We start from the raw sequence: 11,625 nt of genomic DNA, 5'->3' as shown, positions 1-11,625 counted from the left end.
TGGTGTTCGGGTTGTCATGCCAATGGCATTGCCCGGTAGCTAAGTGCGGAAAAGATAAGCGCTGAAAGCATCTAAGCGCGAAACTTGCCTCAAGATGAGTCTTCCCTGGGCCTTTAAGGCCCCTGAAGGAACGTTTAAGACTAAGACGTTGATAGGCTGGGTGTGTAAGTGCAGCGATGCATTGAGCTAACCAGTACTAATGATCCGTGAGGCTTAACCTTACAACACCGAAGGTGTTTTTAGAGAGATTTTCAGCGAAGTTCCGAGATTGGTTCTGATGGCGACACGGGAGTGGCGCGGTTGGAATGAAACAGAATTTGCCTGGCGGCAATAGCGCGGTGGTCCCACCTGACCCCATGCCGAACTCAGAAGTGAAACGCCGTAGCGCCGATGGTAGTGTGGGGTCTCCCCATGCGAGAGTAGGACACTGCCAGGCATCAAATAAAGCCGAAAGCCCTGAACTGACGTTCAGGGCTTTTTGCTATGCGTAAAACGTAAAAAAGCGCAGCTACGCTGCGCTGCTCTCCCCAGCTTATCTCCGACAGACAGCCAGAGAAAAGGCCCCGAAGGGCCTTTGATTAGGGTGTGTTTGCTTTTTTTCACTTATTATTCGATTAATGCGAGCTGCCCTGAGAGATACCCAGCCCGGTTTGCGAACGGACAAACTGCGCCCGGAAGCGTTCCCGCTCCTGCTGCCCGGCCAGCGAGCTGTCGGTGATCGAGAACAGCCAGGTGCCGACAAAGGCCACGATCATCGAGAACAGCGCCGGGTATTCATACGGGTAAATCGGTTTTTCATGGCCGAGGATCTGCACCCAGATCGTCGGGCCGAGGATCATCAGAATCACCGCCGTTAACAGACCCAGCCAGCCGCCAATCATCGCGCCGCGGGTCGTCAAACGCGACCAGTACATCGACAGGATGATGATAGGGAAGTTACAGCTGGCAGCGATAGAGAACGCCAGCCCGACCATAAAGGCGATATTCTGCTTCTCGAACAAAATCCCCAGGGCAATAGCAACCAGGCCCAATACCACGACGGTGACCTTTGAGACCTTCAGCTCGTCACGCTCGGTCGCCTTGCCGTTTTTCATCACGCTGGCGTACAGATCGTGGGAAACCGCCGAGGCACCGGCCAGCGTCAGGCCTGCAACGACCGCCAGAATGGTGGCGAAGGCCACCGCCGAGATAAAGCCGAGGAAGAAGTTGCCGCCAACGGCATTGGCCAGGTGCACCGCCGCCATATTGGTGCCGCCCAGCAGCGCGCCGGTGGCGTCTTTGAACGCCGGATTGGCGCTGACCAGCAAGATGGCGCCGAAGCCGATGATAAAGGTCAGAATATAGAAGTAACCGATAAAGCCGGTGGCGTAGAACACGCTCTTGCGCGCTTCCTTGGCGTCACTCACGGTGAAGAAACGCATCAGGATGTGCGGCAGACCGGCGGTGCCGAACATCAGCGCCAGGCCAAGCGACAGCGCGGAAATCGGATCGGAGACCAGACCACCGGGGCTCATGATGGCGATGCCTTTCGGGTGCACCTTCACCGCTTCGGCAAACAGGGTATTGAAGTCGAAGTTAACCGACTTCATCACCATCAGCGCCATAAAGCTGGCCCCTGCCAGCAGCAGCACCGCCTTGATGATCTGCACCCAGGTGGTGGCCAGCATGCCGCCGAACAGCACGTACAGCACCATCAGGATGCCGACCAGGATCACCGCCACATGGTAGTTGAGTCCGAACAGCAGCTGGATTAGCTTGCCGGCACCGACCATCTGCGCGATCAAATACAGCGCCACCACTACCAACGAGCCGCAGGCCGACAGGGTACGAATCGGTTTCTGCTGCAGACGGTAAGAGGCGACATCAGCAAAGGTATAACGGCCGAGGTTGCGCAAGCGCTCTGCGATCAGGAACAGAATGATCGGCCAGCCAATGAGGAAGCCGATGGAGTAGATCAGGCCGTCATAGCCCGAGGTGTAGACCAAGGCGGAGATACCGAGGAACGAGGCGGCGGACATGAAGTCACCGGCGATCGCCAGCCCGTTTTGCAGGCCGGTGATGCGCCCGCCCGCGGTGTAGTAGTCCTGACGGGAACGGGTGCGTTTGGAAGCCCAGTAGGTGATGTACAGGGTGGCGCCGACAAACAGGATAAACATCACGATCGCCTGGATGTTCAGCGGCTGACGCTGCACTTCGCCACCAATGGCGTCGGCCCAGGCCAGGCCTGGCAGCAACAGCAGCGCGGCGGCGGACAATAAGCGCTTCATTGTTTCACCTCACGCAGAATTTCTGCGGTGAGACGATCGAACTCGCCGTTGGCGCGAAACACGTAGATCCCGGTCAAGACGAAAGAGATCACGATCAGCCCGACGCCGACCGGGATCCCGCGGGTGATGGTTGATCCGGCGGCGATCGGCGTGCCAAGCCATTGCGGATCGAAGGCGATCAACAGAATAAAGCCGACGTACAGCGCCAGCGTAATCAGTGAAAGCAGCCAGGCGAACCGGCCGCGTTTTCTCACCAGCTCTTTAAAGCGCGGGTTTTCTTCAATCCCTTGATAAATGGTGTCATTCATCAGAGTGTCTCCAGTCGGTATTGAGAGAGTACGCCGCGCCAGGGCCGCTCAACGGTGCGTGATCCGGATTGAGCGGCCTGAAGCGGCATAAATTATGACGGCACTTTCATTGATTGTTTTTCTTCCAACAGCTTGTCGACGACGGCCGGATCCGCCAGCGTAGAGGTATCCCCCAGGTTGCTGGTGTCGCCGGCGGCAATTTTGCGCAGGATACGCCGCATGATCTTGCCGGAGCGCGTTTTGGGCAGCGAATCTGTCCAGTGCAGTACGTCCGGCGTGGCGATCGGCCCTATCTCTTTGCGCACCCAGTTGCGCACTTCGGTATAGAGCTCCGGCGTCGGTTCTTCGCCGTGGTTCAGCGTGATGTAGGCGTAGATCGCCTGGCCTTTGATGTTATGAGGAATGCCGACCACTGCCGCTTCGGCGATTTTCGGGTGCGATACCAGCGCGGACTCAATCTCGGCGGTGCCCAGACGGTGGCCGGAGACGTTCAGCACGTCATCGACGCGGCCGGTGATCCAGTAGTAACCGTCTTCGTCGCGGCGTGCGCCGTCACCGCTGAAGTACATGCCTTTGAAAGTCGAGAAGTAGGTTTGCTCGAAGCGGTCATGATCGCCGAACAGGGTACGCGCCTGGCCCGGCCAGGAATCGACGATCACCAGGTTGCCTTCGCAGGCGCCTTCCTGCGGTGTGCCGACGTTATCGACCAATGCCGGCTGTACGCCGAAGAAAGGCCGCGTAGCAGACCCGGCTTTCAGCTCGGTGGCGCCAGGCAGCGGGGTAATCATGAAGCCGCCGGTTTCGGTTTGCCACCAGGTGTCGACGATCGGGCACTTTGCATTGCCTATCTTGTTGTAGTACCACTCCCAGGCTTCCGGGTTGATCGGCTCGCCGACCGAGCCCATGATACGCAGCGAATCGCGTCGTGTGCCCTCGATCGCCTTGTCGCCTTCGGCCATCAGGGCGCGAATGGCGGTCGGTGCGGTATACAGAATGTTGACCTGGTGCTTGTCGATCACTTGCGACAGGCGATTAACGCCCGGATAGTTAGGCACGCCTTCGAACATCAGCGTGGTGGCGCCGCAGGCCAGCGGGCCGTACAGCAGATAGCTGTGGCCGGTGACCCAGCCCACGTCGGCGGTGCACCAATAAATGTCGCCGTCGTGGTAGTCGAACACATACTTAAAGGTCATCGCGGCGTAGACCAGGTAGCCGCCGGTGGTGTGCAGTACGCCTTTCGGTTTGCCGGTCGAGCCGGAGGTGTACAGGATAAACAGCGGATCTTCGGCGTTCACTTCTGCCGGCGGGCAGTCGGCGGAGACGCCCTGGGTCAGCTCATGCCACCACAGATCGCGCCCTTCCTGCCAGTAGCCCGGTTTCCCGGTGCGTTGGAACACCACGACGTTGGCCACGCTGACTACGCCGGGATTTTTCAGCGCATCGTCGACGTTCTTTTTCAGCGGCACGGCACGGCCGGCGCGCAGGCCTTCATCGGCGGTGATCACCAGCCTAGCGTTGGAGTCGATAATGCGTCCGGCGACCGCTTCCGGTGAGAAGCCGCCGAAGATCACCGAATGTACGGCGCCGATACGCGCGCAGGCCAGCATCGCGACCGCCGCTTCCGGCACCATCGGCATATAGATAGCCACCACGTCGCCTTTTTTCACGCCGAGCTTTTTCAGCACGTTGGCGAACTGGCAGACGTCATGGTGCAGCTGTTTGTAAGTCACGTTCTTGGATTGGGTCGGGTCGTCGCCTTCCCAGATAATGGCGGTCTGGTCGCCGCGCTCGGCCAAATGACGATCCAGACAGTTGGCCGCCAGGTTCAACGTGCCGTCTTCAAACCAACGGATGCTGACGTGGCCCGGATCGAACGAGGTGTTTTTGACTTTGGTATAGGGTTTGATCCAGTCCAGGATTTTGCCATGCTCACCCCAGAAAGCCTCTGGGTCTTGAACCGACTGTTGATAATACTGTTGGTATTGTGCCGGATTAATCAGGGCGCGTTCTGCAATTGCAGAAGGAATAGCGTGTTTATGCAGTTGGCTCATAGCTTTTCTCCTTGAAGTTGTTAATGATATGTCAACTGAAGGTTAAGTATAGTTTGCTACGATTCTTTGTTTCTTTTTTGCGCGGCAGATCACGCAACAAAGATATTGATTTGTAATCGTTCTGTCGCATTTGCAGGGCATATCTATCTATTTGGCGCTTAAATCCTCATAAACCCACGTTTTTAACCAAAAACACTTATCTAAAGAACAAAAAAGAATAAAAAAAGGCGAGGGTATTTGCCTCGCGCTTAATAAGGATGGGAGAGACCAGCATTATTTCGCGCTATAAATCTTTTTTGATTATTTTTCGCTATTAATATTCGAAGTTGGTATTAACGCGATATAACGATGGACGGCACATCGTGAAATAACGTTCTATTAATGCTTCATACCTGATGAAAAATCGGGAAATACCCTATGGCATTCATCCTGCGGTATCGTTCGATTTTTAATCTAAATATAAAATGGCGCTGCATTTATGGGTGAAAATGTCACTCGGCCAATTCCCATTTATTTGACTTTTGAGTAACAAAATATAAACATTCGGTGCGGACTAAATATGCAGAATGGACGAAAAATAACGCATTTTAATCGCGTTCAAAAAAACGTCACCGGCGCGGTTATGTGCTTCATTATCTGAAAAATTATGTTTTTAATAACAAGCAATTATGCCATTTGAAATAGTTACGCGAAATTTTTGTGATTCGATTCAGCGCTCAACCCTGACAAATCAAGGCTTGCAGAGCATGCCGCCCGGATGATACAGATTTATACTGCGTCGCACCCAGGGCAGGTGAACGCTTCCACTGAATTAACATAAGCCTGTAATAAATGATTAAGTATTCTTTTCGCCGTGTTGCGACTTTGTACGGCGCAAAGAGTCTTTGAGGACTTTTTGGGTATGAAAAGTGTAAAAATTAGCCTGGCTTGGCAAATCCTGATCGCGTTGGTACTGGGTATTATTGTTGGCGCGGTATTGCACAACCAGACAGAATCTCGTGAGTGGCTGGTCAGCAATATTCTCAGCCCGGCGGGTGATATCTTTATTCGTCTGATCAAGATGATTGTGGTGCCGATCGTTATTTCCACGCTGATCGTCGGTATTGCCGGCGTGGGGGATGCGAAAAAGCTGGGCCGCATCGGATTGAAAACCATTATTTACTTCGAAGTGATCACCACGATCGCCATCGTGGTGGGGTTGACGCTGGCCAACGTATTCCAACCCGGCCACGGCATCGACATGTCGACGTTGACCACGGTGGACATTTCGCAGTATGAGAAAACCACCGAACAGGTGCAAAGCGGTTCGCACAGTCTGGTGGCGACCATTCTGTCGCTGATCCCATCGAACGTCTTCTCGTCGATGGCCAAGGGCGACATGCTGCCGATTATCTTCTTCTCGGTGCTGTTCGGTCTGGGGCTGTCGTCGTTGCCGAAAGAGACCAAAGAGCCGTTGCTGAAGGTGTTCAAGGCGGTGTCCGAGAGCATGTTCAAAGTCACCCACATGATCATGCGCTATGCGCCGATCGGGGTATTCGGTCTGATTTCGGTCACGGTAGCCAACTTCGGTTTCGCTTCGCTGCTGCCGCTGGCCAAGCTGGTGCTGCTGGTATACTTCGCCATCGCGTTCTTCGCCCTGGTGGTGCTGGGGGCGGTCGCCCGGCTGTGCAATCTGCGCATCTGGACGCTGATCCGCATCCTGAAAGACGAACTGATCCTGGCTTATTCCACCGCCAGCTCGGAAACGGTGCTGCCGCGCATCATCGAAAAGATGGAGGCTTACGGCGCGCCCAAGTCGATCACTAGCTTCGTGGTGCCGACTGGCTACTCCTTTAACCTGGATGGCTCGACGCTGTACCAGAGCATCGCCGCTATCTTTATCGCCCAGCTGTACGGCATCGAACTGTCGTTGGGGCAGGAGATCGTGCTGGTGCTGACGCTGATGGTAACCTCGAAAGGGATCGCCGGCGTGCCGGGGGTCTCGTTCGTGGTGCTGCTGGCGACGTTGGGCAGCGTCGGCATCCCGCTGGAAGGCCTGGCGTTCATCGCCGGCGTGGACCGTATCCTGGATATGGCGCGTACCGCGCTGAACGTGGTGGGCAACGCGCTGGCGGTACTGGTGATCGCCAAGTGGGAGCACCAGTTCGATCGCAAGAAGGCGCTGGCTTACGAAACGGAGTTTCTGGCGCAGAAGGTGAAGCCGGCCAACCAGGCCTAATCACGAGTATCGCCGACGTTAAAAACGCCCCAGGCAGTTGTGCCGGGGCGTTTTGTTTTTATGGCCCTTCAACCTGCCACTTTCTTTTCTCTGCCCAACTGCGCGACTTGCATCCCCGCTTAACAAAATCTAAAGTGTTACCAAATTAATAGAAATGATAATAGATGTTATTATCATTTTCATTTGATGATGTATGGAGACACGCAAAAGCCGTTGAACGGCGGGGTTACGCCCGCTCGACGTCTTTATTCGGGCTTATCAAAGGTAGGTAACATGTCGGACACCGCTTTGGCCTCTGAATGGTTGCCGCTGGCGCCAGCGCAGCTTGATTTCTGGGAAGAACACACCTTGCACCCTGGGCAGACTCTGTCCACCGTCGCACATTGCACCGAACTGTGCGGCGCGGTAGAGGAAGAGACGCTCTGCCGGGCGATCGCCACCACTCTCGCCGAGACGCAGGCGTTTGCCTTGCGCTTTGGTGAGCGGCATGGCGACTCTCCCCCGCTGTTACGTTACGATCCACAGCGCACGCCGCCATTGCAACGCATCGATCTGCAAACGCACGACGATCCCTGGCAGGCGGCGCAAAACCTGATGCGCGAAGATATCGCGCAGCGCCGGGCGCTGCACAGCGAACCGTTAGCCGCAGCCTGGCTGCTCAAGCTGGGGCCGGAGCGCTACCTCTGGTACGTGCGTGCGCACCATATTCTGGTTGATGGCTTCGGCATGGCCCTGATCGAACACCGCTGCGCCGCGTTATATGCGCACTATCTGGGTGAGGGCAGCGCAGGTATGCCTCTGGGCGCCTTCGACGTCTTTCAACAGGCCGAGCTGGCCTACGCTGATTCTGAGCGATGCGAGCGCGATCGGCGCTTTTGGCAGACCTATCTGCCGCCGTCGCAGGTGCTGCCGACGGTGCGCAAGGGCGGTGAGGCCTATGGCGTACGGCGTCTGAGCACCCACCACCGGCTGCCGGCGGCGGTGTCGCACTCTCTGGCGCAGTTGGCGGAGCGTAGCGGCATCAATTGGCCCGACTTGCTGGTGGCGCTGTCGGCGGCCTGGCTGTTTCAGGTGATGCCGCGCTGTGCCCGGCAAGGCGATACGCTGCCGATGTGGATGCCGGCGATGAATCGCCGTGGGCAGGCAGCCACTAACGTGCCTTCGCTGGCGGTCAACACGCTGCCGCTGCTGGTGTCACCGCCGCAAGCGGAGACGCTGGGGAGCTTTCTCACCACGCTGACGCAGCAGCTGCGGGAGCTGCGCAGCCACGCCGGCTACCGTCTGCGCCAATTGGCCGCCGATCGCGGTGTGGATCCGGGCTCGCGCTTCTTTATTTCCCCCTTCATCAACGTGCAACCCTTCGATGCGCCTCGTTTTACTGGCTGTCGCGGTACCCGCAGCGTATTGGCCGGCGGCTCGGGCGACGGTTTTAACCTGACGTATCGCGGCCGCACCGACGCCCGCGATCTGCAGGTGGATATCGATATTTATCTGGAACAGTTCCCGACGGAGGATGCGTTGGACTATGGCGAGGCGCTGCAAGAATTTCTGTTGCGTGCGCTGCAGCAGGAAGCCTGGGAGCAACCGCTGGCGGCCCTGACGGCGTTACCCGCCTGAGAAAATGCGGGCGGGGGATGTCCCCGCCCGAGTGGTATGGTTTCAGCTGGCCAGCAACGCCGCCACTTCGCGTGCGTTCTTGCATGGCAAGAGCGCACTGCTTACCAGACGGGTGCCGAAAGCGTCATTGAGGCGTGCCGTCACCTGTTTGATATGCGGCAGCTTCAGTCCCATGGCGATAAACGCCGTCTCTTCCCCCCAGTCCGGGCGCGGCGTTACGCCAATCGCCTGCCAGTAAATGGTCAGGATCTCGGCGCTGCGCGCCACCGGTGCGTTCGGCGGCGGGGCCGCGCAGGCGTTCAACGCCGGCGCGGTTTGCTGGTGGCTCAGGTCGGCGCGGATGCGATGGCGATCGGTTTTACCGTTGGCGGACAGCGGCAGCGCCTCGGCATGGATAAAGCGCGTGGGGATATGGGTACAGGGCAGATAGCCGGTGGCGAAGGCGCGGATCTCGGACAGCGGCAGCGGCTTGCCGTCGCGGGTCAGATACAGGGCGCCGAGCGCTGCCTCGTTGTTCTCTCCGCTGGGATAATCCACCACTACCATATCCAGGATCGCCGGATGGCGGCGCAGCACGTCTTCGATTTCCGGCAGCGAGACGCGCACGCCGCGGATCTTCACATAGCCGTTCACCCGGGTGGCGAACATGATGTTGCCGTCCGCACGGTAATAGCCCTGATCGCCGGTGCGGAAAGCGCGCAGCGGTTGCCCGTCCGGTCCTTCGAGGGTAACGAAATCGTGCTGCTTCAGCTCCCCCTGCTCCAGATAGCCTAACGCCAGGTTCACCCCGGCGGTGTGAATGCGGCCGACCACGCCGGCCGGGCAGTGGCTGCCGTCGTCATGGCAGATAAAGTAGCGGTTAGCCGGCAGCGGGCGGCCGTAAGGCACGGTGCCGCTCTCCTGTGGGGCGATCGGGTGCCAGATGCTCCAGATGGTGGTTTCGGTCGGCCCGCCGAGTGAGAACAGCGCGAGATCCTGGCTCAGGGTACGCAGGGTTTGTACCGTCGCCGGCTTGATATAGTCGCCGCCTTGCGCCACCAGGCGCAGCGAGCGCAGGCTGTCGGCCGTTTTGCAGGTGAGCAGCATCTCCAGAATGGCGGGTACCGAACACCACAGGGTGACCCGATGTTTTTTCACCAGTTGGTTCCAGCTGATGGCATCCTTTTCCTGATGTGGCGCCGGCAGCACCAGCGTGGCGCCGGCGCACAGCGAACCGAACAGATCGAACATCGACATGTCATGGTGCGGCGGCGTAACGGAAATGAAGACATCGTCGGCGGTGACTCTCCAGCGCTGTTGGGTTTGGTGCACGACGTTGGCGGTGGCGCGGTTGTTAAGCACCACGCATTTAGGCTTACCGGTGGTGCCGGAGGTATACAGGTAGTAGCTCGCGGCCTGGCTGGCGCTGCGTTCAACCAGCGTCCGTTCATCCGGCAGCGCGGGTGCGCGATCCGCCTGCGCCAGCAGGGTCGCCGGCGTCACGCCGATCGGCGTTTCGAGATCGCCGCCGTGCACTACCAGCGTCGGCCGGCAATTCTCCAGCAGGTAGGCGGTGCGTTCCGGCGGCGAGTTGATATCGATAGGCACCCAGATCACGCCCTGCAGGGCGCAGGCGAGGCTGAAGATGATCTGTTCCGGGCTGCGCGGCAGATACAGTGCCACCACGTTGCCCGGCTGCACGCCGCGGCTCTGCAGGTTGGCGATCGCCGTGGCGATCCGCTGGCCCAGCTCGCGGTAGGTTAGCGTCTGCTCGCCGCAGATCAGCGCATTGCCGCCGTCTTGCGCGCCGAACAGCCGCTCGGCCAGCTGCGCCAGATAAGGATAAGGCGCGTAATTCGCTTCGCTGTCGTTGTGGCGGTAATGCGCCAGATCGATGAAGTCGCGCGGCGCGATCGCCAGGTCGGCCCGTTGGCAACTGTGCAGGATGCGTCGCTGCAACGCCGCCAGCATCGCTTCTACCTGTTCGCCATGCAGCGCCTGCTCGGCGTAGTCCACGCACAGCTGCAGATTTTTTTCGCTGTCCAACGTCAGGCGGATATCGATGGCGACCTGCGGCGTTTGGGTCAGGCCGTCGTGAAAGCGCACCGGCGCCTCGGCTGGCAGCGTTTCCCAACCCAGGCAATTGGTCAGGATCACCGGCAGCGCCGGGCCGCCCTGGCTTTGGCCGAGCAACTGCCGCGCCAGATCGACGCCGGAAAACGCCAGGTGATCGAGCGCGCCGAGCACGTCGTCCTGCAAGGCTTGCGCGCGCTGGATAAAGTCTTCGCCGTAGCGCGAATAGCGCACCGCCACGAAGCTGGAGGCGTTGCCCAGGGCGCCGTCGGCGGCGGGGAACGCCACCGGCACCCCGACGCACAGCTCGCCGTCGGTGGTCCAGTGGGCCAGCGTATCGAGGATCAGCGCCGACAGCAGGCTGTTGCGCAGCAGCGCATGCGGCGATCCCAGACGGCCAAGCTGTTTAACCGTGTCGTGCGGCAACGTCAGGCTGGCGCGGCGATAGCGTGATGAGGTGAGATTGGCGAGCGGGGCGCGCCACGGCAACGCCGACGGGGTGGTGACATCCTGCAGCTTTTCGCGCCAGTAGGCGGCATCGGCCTGGCGTTGCGCCGCCGATGCGGCGGGGGGCGGCAAGGCGGCGGCGGTCGGCGCCAGAGGGCGATCGTCGAACAGGCGCGCGATCACGGTGGAGATCCCCTGGCCGTCTAAGATCAAGGCATCGAAGCTGGTAAAGATCAGCGTATCGTACGGCGATCCCGTCGGATCCTGCTGTTCGGCAAGTTGGATCACGGCGATGCGCCACAGCGGTTGGCTCGGATCGTGGCGCTGGTGGGAGTAACGCGCGCGCAGTTGTTCGACCTGGCGCTGCGCCGCTTCACCATCAAGGGCGCGCAGATCGTGGCGATCCAGATGCAGCGTGGTTTCCGGGCGTACGTGCTGCGTGCCGCGCGGCACATCGATGCAGGTGCGCAGTGCCGGGTAGTGTTGAACCAGCTCGGTCAGGCGCGCTTCAAGGCGCGGTACGTCCAGCTGCCGGGCGCGATATTCGCGAAAGTCGTGCATCGCCACGCCGCCCAGCGGCCATCGATCGCTGCGGCCCAGAAGATAGGCCTGCTGCAGTGCGGTTAATGGTGTCTCCATGGTACTTCCCTATAGTCGCTAACCGA

6 protein-coding genes and 2 rRNA genes are annotated in these 11,625 nt (G+C 59.1%); 4 read left to right on the top strand and 4 right to left on the bottom strand.

All coding sequences use genetic code 11. The features are described from left to right. Nucleotides 1-221 (top strand): 23S ribosomal RNA (locus tag ACJ8J5_RS09220); the annotation flags it as partial. 99 nt (nucleotides 222-320) lie between these two features. Further along, nucleotides 321-436, top strand: a 5S ribosomal RNA gene (gene rrf, locus ACJ8J5_RS09215). Nucleotides 437-614: 178 nt separating this feature from the next. Here the strand turns inward: rrf and actP are convergent. From actP to acs, 3 genes are all read right to left on the bottom strand, one after another. Beyond that, nucleotides 615-2,267 carry a cation/acetate symporter ActP gene (actP, locus tag ACJ8J5_RS09210; RefSeq protein WP_334274228.1) on the bottom strand — a complete coding sequence of 551 codons (1,653 nt, stop codon included), beginning with the start codon at nucleotides 2,265-2,267 and terminating at the stop codon, nucleotides 615-617. Next, a complete protein-coding gene (locus ACJ8J5_RS09205; RefSeq protein WP_004930047.1) occupies nucleotides 2,264-2,575 on the bottom strand; it encodes a DUF485 domain-containing protein in 312 nt (103 codons plus the stop codon). Before ACJ8J5_RS09205 ends, actP begins: the two co-directional genes overlap by 4 nt. A gap of 92 nt (nucleotides 2,576-2,667) precedes the next feature. After that, entirely contained in the window at nucleotides 2,668-4,626 is a 1,959-nt protein-coding gene (acs, locus tag ACJ8J5_RS09200) for an acetate--CoA ligase (protein WP_197827901.1), read from the bottom strand. Nucleotides 4,627-5,527: 901 nt separating this feature from the next. Here acs and gltP point away from each other — a divergent pair. Both gltP and ACJ8J5_RS09190 read left to right on the top strand, forming a co-directional pair. Then, the gene (gene gltP / locus ACJ8J5_RS09195) at nucleotides 5,528-6,844 is read left to right on the top strand and encodes a glutamate/aspartate:proton symporter GltP (protein WP_043142347.1); all 1,317 of its coding nucleotides are present in this window, start codon (nucleotides 5,528-5,530) and stop codon (nucleotides 6,842-6,844) included. Between the two features lie 273 nt (nucleotides 6,845-7,117). After that, the gene (locus ACJ8J5_RS09190) at nucleotides 7,118-8,461 is read left to right on the top strand and encodes a condensation domain-containing protein (protein ID WP_025304957.1); all 1,344 of its coding nucleotides are present in this window, start codon (nucleotides 7,118-7,120) and stop codon (nucleotides 8,459-8,461) included. A gap of 42 nt (nucleotides 8,462-8,503) precedes the next feature. On the opposite strand, the gene ACJ8J5_RS09185 is transcribed toward ACJ8J5_RS09190, so the two are convergent. Further along, nucleotides 8,504-11,599 (bottom strand): amino acid adenylation domain-containing protein, encoded by a 3,096-nt coding sequence (locus ACJ8J5_RS09185; protein WP_334274227.1) that lies wholly within the window; start codon nucleotides 11,597-11,599, stop codon nucleotides 8,504-8,506. Nucleotides 11,600-11,625 lie beyond the last annotated feature (26 nt).

The organism is Serratia sp. CY43202 (assembly GCF_052168755.1).
GTDB classification, from domain to species: Bacteria; Pseudomonadota; Gammaproteobacteria; order Enterobacterales; family Enterobacteriaceae; genus Serratia; species Serratia bockelmannii.
The sequence above is the reverse complement of the archived record's forward strand: the minus strand, read 5'-3'. Positions and strand labels throughout refer to the sequence as shown.

What these genes read in the sequence shown, in the direction of transcription:
- actP (WP_334274228.1), bottom strand. Translation starts at nt 2,267, where the DNA reads ATGAAGCGCTTATTGTCCGCCGCCGCGCTGCTGTTGCTGCCAGGCCTG.
- ACJ8J5_RS09205 (WP_004930047.1), bottom strand. Translation starts at nt 2,575, where the DNA reads ATGAATGACACCATTTATCAAGGGATTGAAGAAAACCCGCGCTTTAAA.
- acs (WP_197827901.1), bottom strand. Translation starts at nt 4,626, where the DNA reads ATGAGCCAACTGCATAAACACGCTATTCCTTCTGCAATTGCAGAACGC.
- gltP (WP_043142347.1), top strand. Translation starts at nt 5,528, where the DNA reads ATGAAAAGTGTAAAAATTAGCCTGGCTTGGCAAATCCTGATCGCGTTG.
- ACJ8J5_RS09190 (WP_025304957.1), top strand. Translation starts at nt 7,118, where the DNA reads ATGTCGGACACCGCTTTGGCCTCTGAATGGTTGCCGCTGGCGCCAGCG.
- ACJ8J5_RS09185 (WP_334274227.1), bottom strand. Translation starts at nt 11,599, where the DNA reads ATGGAGACACCATTAACCGCACTGCAGCAGGCCTATCTTCTGGGCCGC.